Origin of the sequence: Methylophilus sp. 42, assembly GCF_000384155.1 — a bacterium.
In the GTDB taxonomy this organism is placed as follows: domain Bacteria; phylum Pseudomonadota; class Gammaproteobacteria; order Burkholderiales; family Methylophilaceae; genus Methylophilus.
The window spans coordinates 2,657,735-2,672,603 of sequence record NZ_KB913031.1; the positions used below are offsets into that span (position 1 = coordinate 2,657,735).

General features: G+C 48.1%; 16 protein-coding genes. 5 read left to right on the forward strand and 11 right to left on the reverse strand.

The features are described from left to right. Positions 1 to 13: 13 nt before the first annotated feature. The 6 genes from MET42_RS0112675 to MET42_RS0112700 all read right to left on the reverse strand — a co-directional run bounded on the left by MET42_RS0112675 (position 14) and on the right by MET42_RS0112700 (position 3,612). Complete coding sequence (locus tag MET42_RS0112675; RefSeq protein ID WP_019883433.1) at positions 14 to 430, reverse strand: biopolymer transporter ExbD; 417 nt, start codon at positions 428 to 430, stop codon at positions 14 to 16. Next, entirely contained in the window at positions 430 to 1,173 is a 744-nt protein-coding gene (locus tag MET42_RS0112680; RefSeq protein ID WP_019883434.1) for a MotA/TolQ/ExbB proton channel family protein, read from the reverse strand. Before MET42_RS0112680 ends, MET42_RS0112675 begins: the two co-directional genes overlap by 1 nt. Before the next feature lie 46 nt (positions 1,174 to 1,219). Next, positions 1,220 to 2,089: an energy transducer TonB gene (locus tag MET42_RS0112685; RefSeq protein WP_019883435.1), complete on the reverse strand. Its 870-nt coding sequence runs from the start codon at positions 2,087 to 2,089 to the stop codon at positions 1,220 to 1,222. Between the two features lie 81 nt (positions 2,090 to 2,170). After that, complete coding sequence (hemP, locus tag MET42_RS0112690; protein WP_019883436.1) at positions 2,171 to 2,413, reverse strand: hemin uptake protein HemP; 243 nt, start codon at positions 2,411 to 2,413, stop codon at positions 2,171 to 2,173. 194 nt (positions 2,414 to 2,607) lie between these two features. Next, complete coding sequence (gene rpsD, locus MET42_RS0112695; RefSeq protein ID WP_019883437.1) at positions 2,608 to 3,225, reverse strand: 30S ribosomal protein S4; 618 nt, start codon at positions 3,223 to 3,225, stop codon at positions 2,608 to 2,610. A gap of 63 nt (positions 3,226 to 3,288) precedes the next feature. After that, positions 3,289 to 3,612: a hypothetical protein gene (locus MET42_RS0112700; RefSeq protein WP_019883438.1), complete on the reverse strand. Its 324-nt coding sequence runs from the start codon at positions 3,610 to 3,612 to the stop codon at positions 3,289 to 3,291. A 205-nt stretch (positions 3,613 to 3,817) separates the two neighbouring features. Between MET42_RS0112700 and ilvB the strand changes: the two genes are divergently transcribed. The 4 genes from ilvB to asd all read left to right on the forward strand — a co-directional run bounded on the left by ilvB (position 3,818) and on the right by asd (position 8,157). Beyond that, positions 3,818 to 5,581, forward strand: coding sequence for a biosynthetic-type acetolactate synthase large subunit (gene ilvB / locus MET42_RS0112705; RefSeq protein ID WP_019883439.1), 1,764 nt, complete (start codon positions 3,818 to 3,820; stop codon positions 5,579 to 5,581). Further along, the gene (gene ilvN / locus MET42_RS0112710) at positions 5,581 to 6,072 is read left to right on the forward strand and encodes an acetolactate synthase small subunit (RefSeq protein WP_018987330.1); all 492 of its coding nucleotides are present in this window, start codon (positions 5,581 to 5,583) and stop codon (positions 6,070 to 6,072) included. The genes ilvB and ilvN overlap by 1 nt, the downstream gene beginning before the upstream one ends. A 56-nt stretch (positions 6,073 to 6,128) precedes the next feature. After that, a complete protein-coding gene (ilvC, locus tag MET42_RS0112715) occupies positions 6,129 to 7,145 on the forward strand; it encodes a ketol-acid reductoisomerase (protein ID WP_019883440.1) in 1,017 nt (338 codons plus the stop codon). 163 nt (positions 7,146 to 7,308) lie between these two features. Next, entirely contained in the window at positions 7,309 to 8,157 is an 849-nt protein-coding gene (gene asd, locus MET42_RS0112720) for an archaetidylserine decarboxylase (protein ID WP_019883441.1), read from the forward strand. A 125-nt stretch (positions 8,158 to 8,282) separates the two neighbouring features. On the opposite strand, the gene MET42_RS0112725 is transcribed toward asd, so the two are convergent. The 4 genes from MET42_RS0112725 to MET42_RS0112740 all read right to left on the reverse strand — a co-directional run bounded on the left by MET42_RS0112725 (position 8,283) and on the right by MET42_RS0112740 (position 12,248). After that, positions 8,283 to 8,843 carry a hypothetical protein gene (locus MET42_RS0112725; protein ID WP_232411576.1) on the reverse strand — a complete coding sequence of 187 codons (561 nt, stop codon included), beginning with the start codon at positions 8,841 to 8,843 and terminating at the stop codon, positions 8,283 to 8,285. Positions 8,844 to 9,010: 167 nt separating this feature from the next. Further along, positions 9,011 to 11,617, reverse strand: a complete 2,607-nt coding sequence (pepN, locus tag MET42_RS0112730; RefSeq protein WP_019883443.1) for an aminopeptidase N — start codon at positions 11,615 to 11,617, stop codon at positions 9,011 to 9,013. Positions 11,618 to 11,761: 144 nt separating this feature from the next. Next, positions 11,762 to 12,019 carry a hypothetical protein gene (locus tag MET42_RS0112735; RefSeq protein WP_019883444.1) on the reverse strand — a complete coding sequence of 86 codons (258 nt, stop codon included), beginning with the start codon at positions 12,017 to 12,019 and terminating at the stop codon, positions 11,762 to 11,764. Between the two features lie 49 nt (positions 12,020 to 12,068). Next, complete coding sequence (locus MET42_RS0112740) at positions 12,069 to 12,248, reverse strand: hypothetical protein (protein ID WP_019883446.1); 180 nt, start codon at positions 12,246 to 12,248, stop codon at positions 12,069 to 12,071. A gap of 244 nt (positions 12,249 to 12,492) precedes the next feature. On the opposite strand from MET42_RS0112740, the gene MET42_RS0112745 reads away from it, so the two are divergent. Further along, complete coding sequence (locus MET42_RS0112745; RefSeq protein WP_019883449.1) at positions 12,493 to 14,436, forward strand: DUF262 domain-containing protein; 1,944 nt, start codon at positions 12,493 to 12,495, stop codon at positions 14,434 to 14,436. Here the strand turns inward: MET42_RS0112745 and MET42_RS0112750 are convergent, their stop codons facing one another. Further along, complete coding sequence (locus MET42_RS0112750) at positions 14,437 to 14,775, reverse strand: zinc ribbon domain-containing protein YjdM (RefSeq protein ID WP_019883450.1); 339 nt, start codon at positions 14,773 to 14,775, stop codon at positions 14,437 to 14,439. It abuts the gene before it with no gap. Positions 14,776 to 14,869 lie beyond the last annotated feature (94 nt).

Below are 14,869 nucleotides of genomic sequence, written 5' to 3' on the forward strand. Positions count from 1 at the left end.
TCAGTTTGCGGGCTTATGGTTGCGGCTGGCTGACAAAACCCACTTTTTTCATGCCAGCCGTTTGCGCCTTTGCCAGCACCTCAGCCAATACTTGATAGCGTGTGTTTTTATCAGCGCGAATCTGCAATTCCGGCTGTTGTTGCTTGGCCGCTTCATCTGTCATACGTGCAGATAAGTCAGCGACTGACACTTCGCTGTCATTCCAGAAAATTTTGCCATCCACATCGACTGCCAGGTCAATCACTTCCGGTTTCTCTTCCAGCGGTTGCGAGGTCGCTTGCGGCAAATCAATCTTGACCGCATGCGTCAGCAATGGCGCAGTAATAATAAAGATCACCAACAGCACCAGCATCACATCCACCAACGGCGTGGTGTTGATTTCACTCATGGGTTGAGTGTGCTCACCGGCGCTAAATGGATTTTGCCCCATCATACATTGCCACCTTTGTTTGCCACTTTGGCATGCAGTTCAGTCACATTTGCTGGTTTGCCGCCTGCTTTAATCACTAATGGCGCGCCGGTCGTCAGCAAGGTATGCAAGTCTTGCGCAAAACTCTCCAGCTCGGCCATGATGCCGCGATTAGCCTTGATAAACGCGTTATAAGCCAGCACAGCAGGAATCGCCACCGCCAGACCAATCGCCGTCATGATCAACGCTTCACCCACCGGACCAGCCACTTTATCAATGGTGGCAACGCCAGATTGACCGATCGCTGTTAAAGCGTGGTAAATCCCCCACACCGTACCAAACAAACCGACAAACGGTGCCACGCTGCCAACAGAAGCCAACACTGACAGGCCACTCTCTAATGCCGCTTGTTCTTGCGACAGAGTGCGACGCAATTGGCGCGCAATAAACTCATCCTGGCTGCAAGCCGCACCCAATGACTGGCTGGCATACTGCTGGTGATGCTGGGTAGATTCGGCTGCCGTCACTGCCAGGCGAAACGCCGGCGATTGCAACTGCGGCTCTTGTAAGGCTTCTTGCAAGGTTGCCTTACGCCAGAATTGACGCACATAAGCAGACACATCGCGCTTGCGCTTGAATACTTGCCAGGTTTTAACCAGAATAAAATACCAGCTCAGCACCGACATCGTCAGTAAAATCAGTGCCACTAAAACCGACACCACACCGCCTTCGGTGATAAAAGCCAAACCACTTGTTGATTGCATCAAAAATTCCCTTTCACTTGAAACTTAACTTATTCTCGAAACTTGCTTAATTCTGCGTCAGCGAGAATGACAATGGTACATTGACATAAGCACTCAATGCTTTGCCACCCTTGCGTGCTGGCTCAAAACGCCATTGCTTGACCGCGGCAACTGCCGCCTTATCCAGGCGCTCGAAACCACTGCTACTAATCACGTCTACCGACTCCGGGCGACCTTCCACAGAGACCAGCACCTTCATCAGCACTTTACCCTCTTCACCAGCACGGTGGGAGAGTCTAGGATATTCAGGTCTCGGATTATTCAGGTAGGCCACACCAAATTTCGGCGGCTCTTCTTTTTCTTCTACCACCTCCTGCTTGGGAGGTGCAGAGGCAACGGGCGCGGGCTTGCTTGGCGCGGCGGCCGCTGGCGCTTCTAACGGTGGTGCGGATGCCTGCGTGCTGGCCTCAAAACGCGGCTGGTCAGGCGCAGCTTCCACAATACGTTCGACCACGGGCACCGGGCGCTCAATCGGCTTCACCGGTGTATCTTTAGGCTTGATGACCGGTTTCACCACCGGTTGCTGCTTGATGATAGGCACCACTTCCGGCGCAGGCGCCTCTTCTTTCTTGGCCGGCAACGTGATCAGGGAAACCGTCATTGGCTCAGGCTTTGGCTCAATAACAATTGGCTCCTGATATAACACCAGCGAGGCAATGACTGCGGCATGCAAGGCAACCACCAGCAGCATACCCAAGCCATGCCAGTCCTGGCGCTTATCGCGTTGTAGCCAATCCTCGGTGGCCAGTACAGACCAGCGGAAAATCCCGGCTAACTCACCCAGTTGACGACGATGCAGGCTCAGCTCAGGTAGCTGGGGCGCTGACGCACGCGCGGGCTTTAATGACAACCCTTGCAAAGACTCACGTTGCACCATTCGCACACTCCTCCGGCAAAACCACAAAAGGCAACGCTAGGTTGCCAGTATTACATACACATTTCACGCAGAAAACCTCAACTAATCTTGTTGCACCAATACTGATGTCTTTATCGCATGACACTTGGTCAACAGTAATTTATTTTGTTTGGTACGGGTCAACTGATAAGTATCACCACCATGCACAATCGCCAACACACCAGCATCGCCCAACAATTGATTTGCTTCAATAGTCGGCATGCGACGCAAAGAAACACTGGCCGCATTTTGCGCTTCACCCAGGGGTAATTGCAAGTGGCGCGATGATTGCAAGCGGCTAGCCATGCATTAACATCCAGTCTAAAAAAAGGCCGACTTATATGCAAAAGCATCGCGGCATAGGATTTCAAGGAACACCCTTACCAGGGATAGGTTGGCGCATAACATCACGCCGAATTTGAGCAATGACATGTTGGGGTTAGGAGCACTGCTCAAATGCTTTACCGGCCAAACCTGATCAGGGCCTGACCAGCGAAAAATTAAACGCGGTTTGAGTAATACTCAACCACTTGCTGCACATCCACCGGGAACGGCACATCTTCAATAGATGGCAAATGCCCGATTTTTGCGGTTGCAGATGCTGCTTCTACTGACAACCACTCAGGAATCGTCAGGCTTGGGGTTGCCAATGCATCGACCACCATCGGGATCTTGCGGCTTTTCTCTTTCACAGCCACCACATCACCCACTTGCAAGCGAATAGACGCAATGTTGGCCGATTTACCATTGAGCAATACATGACCATGGTTCACCAGTTGGCGTGCGGCAATCCCTGTCGGCGCAAAACCAGCCCTGAACACCACGTTATCCAAACGACGTTCCAGCAAAGACATCAACTTTTCACCCGTTGGCTCGCTGCCTTTACGGGCTTCGAGGATCAAACGGCGCATTTGCTTTTCGCTCACGCCATAGTTAAAACGAATCTTCTGCTTTTCCACCAGCTTGACTGCAAAGTCAGAACGACGGCGGCGAGATGCCTGCTGGCCATGCTGTCCTGGTGGATTAGGACGATTTTCAATTGACTTACGTGACAATCCGGGCAGCTCAACGCCCAATGCGCGCATAATCTTCAGTCTGGGTCCTGTGGTTCTTGCCATGAATCTATAGCCTTTCTTGATTTATCTTTATTACTATTCTTTAAATTTGCCGTCAGCAGCCTGCTATTGCAGCGTGGCCGACTGCTCCACAAAATCAGTCACCGCCTGCTGCAGCGCAAACTCCTGATGCGCCTGCAGCAACGCTTGCCAATCCTGCAGCAATTGCTTGGCCGCAGATTGAATCAAACCACTTTCCGCATACTCAGGTGCTGTCAGCGTCTGCGCTAAACTGCAACCCAGCAACGCCAGATCCTCAGAAGGATTCACGGCATAACGTGTGGCGACACAACTCAGCGAGACCAACACCGCACTGGCCGTTGGCAAATCCGGATCAAACAAATGACTGGCTGGCGCTGCGTAATTCACTTGCATTGCAATGACTTTCATTTAATCGTTTATGCAAATGATAATGTTTCTCATTTATGATGTCAACTATTGTTTGCAATCCACAGCACAGCCAATCCGGCAATTAGGCATACACCCAACATTCCGGCGATATCACCCTCCTCGATTGATCGACAATCTTGACCAAATTAGTAAAGCAAGCTAATGTATAGGGTTCAACATTTATTAGCCGAAAAATCAAGGTTTTATGGACGCTTCAGCCCACTCCGCGACAGACACCCACGCCAAATCCATGACAGGTGCGGACATCGTTGTCTCCTGCCTGAATGAAGAGAAAGTCAAATTCGTATTTGGCTATCCAGGTGGCGCGGTCTTGCACATTTACGACGCACTCTATAAACAGAATGGTTTCAAACACATTCTGGTGCGCCACGAACAGGCGGCCGTCCATGCGGCAGATGCCTATTCACGTGCAACCGGCGACGTCGGCGTCGCGCTGGTCACCAGCGGCCCGGGGGCGACCAATGCGGTCACCGGCATTGCCACGGCCTATATGGATTCAATCCCACTGGTCGTCATCAGCGGCCAGGTACCCGTGCCCGCTATCGGCATGGATGCTTTTCAGGAAGTCGACATGGTGGGTGCAACGCGCCCCTGTGTAAAACACAACTTTCTGGTGAAGCACGTAAAAGATATCGCGCCAACGATTAAAAAAGCGTTTTATATTGCCAAAACCGGCCGCCCAGGCCCGGTAGTGGTGGATATTCCTAAAGATATCACTGCGCACGTGGCTGACTTTATCTACCCCAAAACGGTAGAAATGCGTTCCTACAACCCGATTTTAAAAGGTCACAGCGGTCAGATCAAAAAAGCGGTCAAATTACTGCTGGCTGCCAAACGGCCGATGATTTACACCGGCGGCGGCCTGGTATTGGGTAACGGCGCAGCTGAGCTGGTCAAGCTGGCCAGAGCGCTCAACTTCCCAGTCACCAACACCTTGATGGGTTTAGGCGGCTATCCGGCGACAGACAGGCAGTTTGTTGGCATGCTGGGCATGCACGGCACCTATGAAGCCAATATGTCCATGCAGCACTGTGATGTGTTGCTGGCTGTTGGCGCGCGCTTTGATGACCGCGTCATCGGCAACCCGAAACACTTCTCCAGCCAGAAGCGCACCATCATTCATATTGACGTTGACCCATCCAGCATTTCCAAGCGCGTGAAGGTTGACGTGCCTATCGTCGGTGATGTGCAGTCTGTCCTGTCCGACATGAATGAAATTCTGGCCCAGGAAGAAAACCAGACCACGGATACCGCTGACTGGTGGACACAGATTAACGAATGGCGCGGCGTGCAATCGCTGGATTACGCCTATTCAGATACCGTGATCAAACCACAATACGTGGTGCAGAAACTATGGGAAGTGACCAAAGGCGAAGCCTATGTGACTTCTGACGTCGGCCAGCACCAGATGTGGGCAGCGCAATACTATAAATTTGACAAACCACGCCGCTGGATCAACTCCGGCGGTCTTGGCACCATGGGCGTGGGCTTGCCATACGCCATGGGCTGTCAGTTTGCCGATAAAAACGCGCAAGTGGCCTGTATCACCGGTGAAGGCAGTATCCAGATGAACATCCAGGAACTGTCGACCTGTGCCCAATACGGCCTGCCGATCAAGGTGATTCTGCTCAACAACCGCTACCTTGGCATGGTGCGTCAGTGGCAAGAGTTCTTCTACGAGAACCGCTACTCCGAGTCTTATATGGACAGTCTGCCGGACTTCGTCAAACTGGCTGAATCTTATGGCCACGTTGGCATGCAGATCACCAATCCGGCCGACGTAGAAGGTGCGCTCAAAGAAGCGTTTGATAAAAAAGATAAGTTTGTATTTATGAACTTTTTAACCGACCAAACCGAAAACGTCTTCCCTATGGTTGAAAACGGCAAGGGCTTATCTGAAATGGTGTTAAGCCCACGCACGGCCAGCCGCCTGAAAGGGGAAGAATAATGCGTCATATCATTTCACTGCTGATGGAAAACGAAGCAGGCGCCCTGTCACGCGTGGCAGGCCTGTTTTCCGCACGCGGTTACAACATTGAATCACTCACTGTGGCGGTCACTGAAGACCCCACCCTGTCACGCATGACCATTGTGACGACAGGCTCTGATGATGTGATTGAACAAATTATCAAGCAACTCAACAAGTTGATTGACGTGGTCAAAGTGCTGGACCTCAACGATGGCAAGCACATTGAGCGCGAACTGATGCTGGTCAAGGTCAAAGCCACCGGCGTCCATAAAGACGAAATGAAGCGCATGTGCGACATTTTCCGCGGCCGTATTATCGATGTGGCCGACAATAGTTACACCATTGAGCTTACCGGCTCTTGCAGCAAACTGGATGCGTTTATTGAAGCCATCGACCGCAGTGCGATTCTGGAAACCGTGCGTACGGGCGCGTCCGGCATTGGTCGCGGCGACCGCATCCTTAAAGTTTAATCGACAGTATTTCTACACTATTACCTAAGCATTTGTATTGAAAGGCAAAAGCAGACATGAACGTTTATTACGACAAAGACGCCGACTTAAGCATCATTAAAGGCAAAAAAGTGACTATCGTGGGCTACGGCTCCCAAGGCCACGCGCACGCAGCTAACCTGCGCGACAGCGGCGTCAACGTCACCATCGGTTTGCGTAAAGGCGGCGGCTCATGGGCTAAAGCTGAAGGCGCTGGCCACACAACACTCGAAATCGCTGCAGCAGTGAAAGAAGCTGATGTTGTGATGGTATTGCTGCCAGACGAAACCATGGCAGAAATTTTCCACGCCGAAATCGCACCTAACCTGAAAAAAGGCGCAGCATTGGCATTCGCCCACGGCTTTAACATTCACTACAACCAAATCGTGCCACGCGCCGATCTGGACGTGATCATGATCGCCCCTAAAGGCCCAGGCCACACTGTACGCTCCGAATACCTCAAAGGCGGCGGCGTTCCTTCACTGATCGCGGTTTACCAAAACACTTCTGGCAAAGCCAAAGACATCGCTTTGTCATACGCTGCAGCTAACGGCGGCACCAAAGGTGGCGTGATCGAGACTGACTTCCGTGAAGAAACAGAAACTGACTTGTTCGGCGAACAAGCGGTACTGTGTGGTGGCGCGGTTGAACTGGTTAAAGCCGGTTTCGAAACATTGGTTGAAGCTGGTTATGCGCCAGAAATGGCCTACTTCGAGTGCTTGCACGAGTTGAAACTGATTGTTGACCTGATGTACGAAGGCGGCATCGCCAACATGAACTACTCCATCTCCAACAACGCGGAGTATGGTGAGTACGTGACTGGCCCACAAGTGATCAACAGCCAGTCTAAAGATGCAATGCGTCAGTGCCTGGCTAACATCCAGAACGGCAACTACGCTAAACAGTTCATCCTGGAAGGCCGCACTAACTATCCAGAAATGACTGCACGCCGTCGTTTGAACGCTGCTCACCCAATCGAGCAAGTCGGTAACAAACTGCGCGCCATGATGCCTTGGATCGCTAAAAACAAACTGGTTGATCAATCCAAGAACTAATTTTGGAATTTAACCAAGCCGAAAACTGTTTAATTTAACAGTCATAGGCAAAAAGCACAGGCCGATATATCGCCTGTGCTTTTTTATTTGTAGAATCACGAATAAATACAAGATAAAAAACCAGCTCTTGCAACAAACAAGAACTGCTCAATAAGGGATAGAAGTGAAACTCGCCATTCTGCTGCAATACATCGCCCCCAAACAATTACTCACCGCTGCCGCCGGCAAACTGGCGCACTGGCAAGCAGGTGGCCTGACCACAGCCTTTATCGGCTGGTTTGTGCGCAAATACCATGTCAATATGGAAGAAGCACTCAATGGTGATATTGCCAGCTACGCCTCATTTAACCTGTTCTTTACCCGCCCATTAAAACCAGGTGCCCGACCGTTGGCAGACAATGCTTTTGTGTGCCCGGTAGATGGCGCGATCAGCCAGTTTGGCAAAATTGAACAAGGCCAGATATTCCAGGCCAAATGTCACCATTACACGGCACAAGCGTTAGTCGGCGGCGATGCAAATTTAGCGGCCAACTTTGCCAACGGCAGTTTTGCCTGCCTGTATTTAAGCCCGAAAGACTATCACCGCATCCATATGCCTTGCGATGGCAAACTGCTGAGCATGACTTACGTGCCTGGCGATTTATTCTCGGTGAATCCACTGACTGCGGCCAATGTACCTGGCCTGTTTGCGCGTAATGAGCGCGTGGTGTGTACGTTTGAATCCGCGCAGCATGGCAAGTTTGTATTGGTGCTGGTCGGCGCCACCATTGTCGGCAGCATGGCCACCGTCTGGCACGATGCCAAAGACCGCATTATCAACCCGCCACGTCCGGGCAAAGTGGTGCAATGGGATTACAGTGACCGCAACATCACCTTAAAACAAGGCGAAGAAATGGGCCGCTTCCTGCTGGGCTCTACCGTTGTCATGCTGTTTGAAAAGGATGTATTGAAATTTAACGACAGCTGGCATGCAGGTAAACCGATACGGCTGGGTGAGGCCATGGGGCACTAAAACGAATCTTTTCCAGATTATAAACGGGCTAGTTATATACTAGCCCGTTTACATTTCAACGCTGTACTAAGCTGTGAGCGCCTAACTTCAAGACTCACGAAAAAGCGTTACTCATCATAAAAGCATTAATGTGCAGCGGTCCGAGAATCCCACAATGGCCGCTTATTACCAGTGTCATAAATCACAAGGTTATTGTCATTTTGAATCACCAATATGGCAGGCCCAAATTGAGTAGTGTAAGTCTGACTATCAATTTCATAAGGTGGTAGAGCGTCAGTCCATTTCTTATCGCGCTTTTTGGCCTCTGCAATCGAGTTCCAATAATTAGAGACACCATCCGGCTTATAAAGCACCAGATTACCGTCTTTTTGGAAGACCGCTTTTGCCAGCAACCCAGCGGTACGGGTATTCCAGATAGCTTTAAACTTTTTAGGGTGACATGAAATTTGTTTATAGAGCACCAAATTCGTGTCCTTTTGAAAAGTCAGGAAAAGTGTATTGTCCTGAGACCAATAATTTTTTCCTCTCTCGAAAACAGTATTAGAAGGGATGATCCATGGCGTAGAGCCTGGCACACGAATCTTCGGCGGATCACCGGGACAATCCGCAATGGCTAGATTCGTGGTGAATATCAGACTGCCCGCGAACAAGGTTGTGATACACGTCATTGTTAAACGCTTATTCATACATCCCCCTATCATGATTGAAAATGCCAAGACGAATCTGAACAATACCATATATAGAAAATGTAAATTAAATTAAAGCACAAAAACGCTGGATGCCCTTGTCCAACGCACCATGCAAAAATAAAAGGGAGGCTATTGCCTCCCTTGTTTACCGCTACAAGCGCTAGCTAGCCGTTAAGGCTCTTACTCACCACCTCAAACACGTCACCAGACAAGCTAGGCGTGGCCAATACAGCTTCCAGCGCCGCTTTCATCTGCGCTTGCAATGCAGGTGTGTAGCGCTTCCACTCGCGCAATGGTGTCACCATGCGCGCGGCAATTTGCGGGTTAATCGTGTTGAGCTCGATAATCGCATCACGCAGGAAAGCATAACCTTTGCCGCTAGGGTCATGGAACTTGACCGGGTTATTAATCGCAAACGCGGTATACAGTGAGCGTACGCGATTCGGATTCTTGATATTAAAATCCGGGTGCTTGCGCAACATGGCCAGGTCATCAAAAATCGCCTCGCGATTAGCCAAGGCTTGCAATGAAAACCACTTATCCACCACCAGCGGATAAGCTTCAAATTCCTGGTAGAAATCCGAGAATGCTTCCGCGCGTTGCGGCTGCGTGCTGTCGCTCAGGCAAGCCAGTGCGGCAACGCGGTCAGTCATATTATCAGCGGCGTCATAGTGCGCCTTGGCACGTGCAGCGCAGCCGGTGCCGTTGGTTACGGTGAGAATCTCCAGCACAGCACTTTGCAAGGCGCGGCGGCCCATGGCTTCAGGCGTTACCGAGAATGTGCCGGGGTTGCTGTTCGCGTCGTATAGCGCCGCTAACGTATCTTTATGGGCACGTTTAATCTGCGTCAGGATACTGGTGCGCGCCGCATCAATCGCCGCCGGGTCGACCACGGGCAGATACTGCCCAATCACGCCTATCATCGGCAAACTCAACGCACGTGCCAGCAAGGCTTTATCACCCTGCCCATTTAAACCTTGCTCAATCAAGCGGCCAAAATCAGCGACAAACTGGGCAATATCCGCTTGCGGGTCTGCCATCACGCGCTGAATAGTGCGCAAAGCCAATGTTTGGCCCGCCTCCCATTTGTTAAAGCCGTCAGTGTCATGCACTTGCAGCAAGCGCAGGTCATCATCACTTAAATCCGTTTCCAGTTTCACCGGCGCCGAGAAGCCGCGCAAAATGGAAGGCACTGGCCTGGCGGCAATCCCAGCGAAAGTGAATGATTGTTCACGTGCCGTCATTTCCAGCACTTGTGTCGACAGAATCTCTTTACCCGTGGCATCCAGCAAGCCAACCGCAATTGGGATATGCAAGGGCTGTTTATCACTCTGCCCTGGGGTATCCAGCTGAGATTGTTTAAACGTCAGCGTATAGGTCTTATGCGCTGCATCGTAATGGCTGCTGGCTTGTAGTGTTGGCGTGCCAGCCTGTTTATACCAGCGGAAGAACTGCGATAAATCGCGACCAGACGCATCCGCCATACACTGCACAAAATCATCACAGGTCACGGCGTGACCGTCATAGCGGTCAAAATACAAATCCGTCGCTTTGCGGAACGTCTCCGCGCCCAGCAAAGTATGCTGCATGCGAATCAGCTCAGCGCCTTTTTCATAAATGGTTTTAGTGTAAAAGTTGCTGATTTCAATAAACTGGTCCGGCTGTACCGAATGCGCCAACGGGCTGCCATCTTCAGCGAACTGCAAGCGACGCAAACCGTTCACATCGTCAATGCGTTGTACCGCACGCGAGTTCATATCCGCGCTGAATTCCTGGTCGCGGAACACAGTAAAACCTTCTTTGAGCGACAGCTGAAACCAGTCACGGCAAGTCACGCGGTTACCGGTCCAGTTGTGGAAATACTCGTGACCAATCACGCCTTCCACACTCATAAAATCGCTGTCGGTCGCGGTTTCCTGATGCGCCAGCACCAGCGCCGTATTGAAAATATTGAGCGAGGTGTTTTCCATCGCGCCCATATTAAAATCGCTTACCGCGACAATATTGAACAAGTCGAGCTGATACTCGCGACCATATACTTCCTCATCCCACTTCATCGATTTTTTCAGCGATTCCATCGCATGGTCGCACTGCTTTTCATCGCCTGCCCGCACATAAATATGCAAATCCACCTTACGGCCAGACATAGTTGTAAACGTATCTGCCACGCGCTCCAAATCGCCTGCCACCAATGCAAACAAATAACAAGGTTTAGGGAATGGGTCATGCCAGACGAGGAAATGACGGCCATCCGCCAAACCGCCCTCCTCCTGCAAATTACCGTTTGAGAGCAACACCGGATACAACTTGGCATCCGCCTCAATGCGCACGGTGAACACACTCAACACATCAGGGCGATCTTGATAGTACGTAATCCGCCGGAAGCCTTCCGCCTCGCACTGCGTGCAATAGTTGCCCTGTGATTGATACAAGCCTTCCAGCGCCGTATTCGCCGCCGGGTCAATCTCGCCGACGATGGTTAACGTGAATTCATTACCTGGATTCACTATCGTCATTTGCCCATCAGCCACGGTGTAACCATCAAATGGCTGACCATTAATCGAAACAGAAACGATTGTTTGGTCATCACCATCCAACACCAGATCATTTGAAACACCCGCCGAATTTTTCACATACTTCACTTCAGACGTGACGATGGTTTTACCTGGCAGAAGGTTAAAACTCAAATTCACCTGCGCAGCGTTATACGGCGCAGGCGTGTAGTCTTTGAGGTAAATGGTTTTTGGTGCAACAGCGTTTTCGGTTCGCATTTGGATAACCTGAGAATAGGAAATATAAAGGATTATATTTGAGAGTTGGCTCAGGCCAATTGGTTTAATGCAATTGCATGCAAATGTTGCTACGAAATATCATGAATCGGGCAGCAGCTGCCCAGTTTGCCTAGGGCAACGCTGCTATTTGGTAATTTCAATCTCATCCACAATGCCATCGTTCACGACAAATTCAGACACCGGTTGGCCGCTCTTATAAAGCAACGCCGCATTTGCTTCAGTTGCTGGCACGGTGATGCGGGAGTTATTGATCATAAAAACGGTAAAGTACTTGTTAGCGTTTTTGTCGAAATGCTCCCATACCGAAAATACATCTTCCAGATACAGACCAACAATACTCAAGCCATCCAGCGTTAAATCAGTTTTATTCAGATTATTCATTACACTCACTTCAGAAACTTGATTTGGTGACAGTAAAGCCGCCCCCCTTTTAGCTACGGGAGATATCCTTAGTTCTTGTATGTGACACAGCCTTTAATATGCCTATACCGGTGAGTATCACTGAAGCAATCACGATATACAAATGCGGCACACCCGCTTCAACTAGCGCCCATGCAATCCCGCCAATCAGAATAGCGAACCCGATAAGATACAGAACGAACGATGACATACAGCCTCCTCATTTAATTTAAATTTTTAGTAGTTAAATGATAGTTTCTGAGAAAGATAGTGGTATCAGACAGTTGCTGAAAAGTGTGTAGGAAAAGTGGAAATCCATGCAGAATAGCTAGTCAGTTTGAAATCATTTTTTCCCAAATTAATCTTTACTTTTAAAAGTGTTAGATTCGCAACTAAAATTACATCGTATCAAAGTGCTTCCTCATAACAATTACTCAAGAAAAATATAGCATCTCATGTCTAATAAAACTTTCGGAACTGAGTTAACACCAATATCCCAAATATTTCAGGATAGATTATTTACTATTCCAGATTATCAACGTGGATATGCTTGGGAAAAAAAACAAATAGATGAGTTACTAAAGGATATTGACCATTTACTCAACGATGATGAAGCGCTACGTCACTATACTGGCACATTAGTATTAAACAGAAATATAAATGCGCAAAATGAAGAATACTATATTGTAGATGGACAGCAACGCCTCACGACTCTGATTATTTTCATCAAGGTATTGAGTGACCAACTGCAAGAGGAAACAGAACGTAATGAGCTGCATGAATTGTATTTAAGACGCGGTTCTATAGGAAATCAAAGACCTGTATTACGTCTTAACTCAGACACTTATCGTTTCTTTGAAAAGGTAATAATTGGTAATGAAACTATAAATAGTAATCCGCCCACTTTAGAAGCTCATAACCGCCTGTTCGATGTGCAAAAACTCATACGCAAATGGCTCTTGGATAAAATAAGTTCAGGGATAAGCGTCGCAGTTATTCGAAATATCCTTGAGAACAAACTAGGGTTTCTAATTTACGCACCAAAGCAAGATGCCGAAACTGGAATAATGTTTGAGGTAATTAACAATAGAGGAAAACCTCTTAGTGAATTAGAGAAAGTAAAAAATTACCTTATTTATTGCAGTGTAAAACTCTCAGCGGCGGTATTACGTTCAGACATTGATACATCTTGGTCAAATATTCTACGCATGCTGAATACAGCAGGTAAAACCACCCCGTCTGATGAAGGGGGCTTTTTACGGTATTGCGTAACAGTTCACTTTAGATTGAATAAAACAGATAGCCAATATGGATACGAAGAGCTAAAAAAGCGTATAAATATCGATAAGGCAATGATAGATCAGGCGTTTAAAGATGAAGCTGTCAAAAAAATAGCAGATTTCGTTACCTTTTTAGACACTGCTGCGCTATGGTATTCACGTTTATATGGCCAACAACATAAAGATCTAGATATTCGCCTTTCAGCGATATTGAACCAAATTCGAGCTCAAGAACAACACGCTTCCATCATGCCTCTGTTTTTGGCTTTAGTAATTAATCTACAGCAAATAGACCGTTTGATTCAATTATTAATGCTTCTAGAAATACTTAATTTCAGAGTCTACATGACGAGAAACATGACTGCTCGCAATGATACTGGTCAAGGTGACCTATACTCCTATGCCTCTAAATACTACCACTCTCAACTCCTAGACAACTATGCTGAGGAATTTCCCAGCTTGCCTTTAAATCAAGAAAACGCACTGGAGTCCTTATTAGTAAAGTTTGTATTATGGTACTCGTCTGATGAAAGGTTTAAGAACTCGTTTACTTTAGAACATGATAGTCCAGACGACTTCTATCGGTGGGGAGGATTACGTTATTTTTTAATGACGTATGAAGCCACCCTTCAACCAAATAAAACAATCCAAATAGACAAAATCTTACTATCAAGAAAAGATGGAAAGTCAGCTGATTACTTATCTGTTGAACACTTATGGGCTCTTGAAAATAGAAATCAAATTGGAGAAAACACGCGCAAGGTTGATAGGTTTGAAAAAAGAAGACTTGGAAACTTTGTTCTTCTCGAATTAAGGTTAAATATACAAGGATACAAAGACAATTTAGAGCACAAACTGAAAAAATATTTAGAAGGCTTGGATAATGAGCCTGCAACAGATCTTGAGCAGGTACGAAGGATGGCGAGAGATGCGAAGAAAATATTTAGCAAATTTGAGAATAAAACAAAAAGTAAAAACTACTATTTAAGTCTTTACAGAGAGTTAAACAAACTTCAAGAGAATCATTATATTAATTTTGCAGAAAATCGCTGGTCTATAAAGAAGTTTCTTAATTACAAAGAGCATAAAAAAGCTCTATTAGATGAAAACGAGGGATAGTTAAGCTTTCTTCACGAACGTTGACTTCAATTTCATCGCGCCAAACCCATCAATCTTGCAGTCGATATCATGGTCACCATCGACCAAGCGGATGTTTTTGACTTTAGTACCGACCTTCACCACTGATGAAGAGCCTTTGACTTTAAGGTCTTTGATCACAGTAATCGTATCGCCATCTTGCAGCACGTTGCCGTTGGCATCACGCACAACTTTAACCTCGTCTGAATCTGTTGCTGCAACCTTGCTCCATTCATTTGCGCATTCCGGGCAGATGTAGTTATCACCGTCTTCGTAGGTGTATTCGGATTGGCATTGTGGGCAGGCTGGTAATGTAGACATACGGACTTTCTTGGTGCAAACAATAAAACCATATATTTTACAGGGTTATTATTGAATACCCTAGTTCGCTTGTCGCGCAAAGCAATTGACTAAC

Excerpts from the sequence above, each read along its gene's own strand:
- MET42_RS0112675 (WP_019883433.1), bottom strand. The coding sequence starts at position 430 with ATGGGGCAAAATCCATTTAGCGCCGGTGAGCACACTCAACCCATGAGT.
- MET42_RS0112680 (WP_019883434.1), bottom strand. The coding sequence starts at position 1,173 with ATGCAATCAACAAGTGGTTTGGCTTTTATCACCGAAGGCGGTGTGGTG.
- MET42_RS0112685 (WP_019883435.1), bottom strand. The coding sequence starts at position 2,089 with ATGGTGCAACGTGAGTCTTTGCAAGGGTTGTCATTAAAGCCCGCGCGT.
- hemP (WP_019883436.1), bottom strand. The coding sequence starts at position 2,413 with ATGGCTAGCCGCTTGCAATCATCGCGCCACTTGCAATTACCCCTGGGT.
- rpsD (WP_019883437.1), bottom strand. The coding sequence starts at position 3,225 with ATGGCAAGAACCACAGGACCCAGACTGAAGATTATGCGCGCATTGGGC.
- MET42_RS0112700 (WP_019883438.1), bottom strand. The coding sequence starts at position 3,612 with ATGAAAGTCATTGCAATGCAAGTGAATTACGCAGCGCCAGCCAGTCAT.
- ilvB (WP_019883439.1), top strand. The coding sequence starts at position 3,818 with ATGGACGCTTCAGCCCACTCCGCGACAGACACCCACGCCAAATCCATG.
- ilvN (WP_018987330.1), top strand. The coding sequence starts at position 5,581 with ATGCGTCATATCATTTCACTGCTGATGGAAAACGAAGCAGGCGCCCTG.
- ilvC (WP_019883440.1), top strand. The coding sequence starts at position 6,129 with ATGAACGTTTATTACGACAAAGACGCCGACTTAAGCATCATTAAAGGC.
- MET42_RS0112725 (WP_232411576.1), bottom strand. The coding sequence starts at position 8,843 with ATGAATAAGCGTTTAACAATGACGTGTATCACAACCTTGTTCGCGGGC.
- pepN (WP_019883443.1), bottom strand. The coding sequence starts at position 11,617 with ATGCGAACCGAAAACGCTGTTGCACCAAAAACCATTTACCTCAAAGAC.
- MET42_RS0112735 (WP_019883444.1), bottom strand. The coding sequence starts at position 12,019 with ATGAATAATCTGAATAAAACTGATTTAACGCTGGATGGCTTGAGTATT.
- MET42_RS0112740 (WP_019883446.1), bottom strand. The coding sequence starts at position 12,248 with ATGTCATCGTTCGTTCTGTATCTTATCGGGTTCGCTATTCTGATTGGC.
- MET42_RS0112745 (WP_019883449.1), top strand. The coding sequence starts at position 12,493 with ATGTCTAATAAAACTTTCGGAACTGAGTTAACACCAATATCCCAAATA.
- MET42_RS0112750 (WP_019883450.1), bottom strand. The coding sequence starts at position 14,775 with ATGTCTACATTACCAGCCTGCCCACAATGCCAATCCGAATACACCTAC.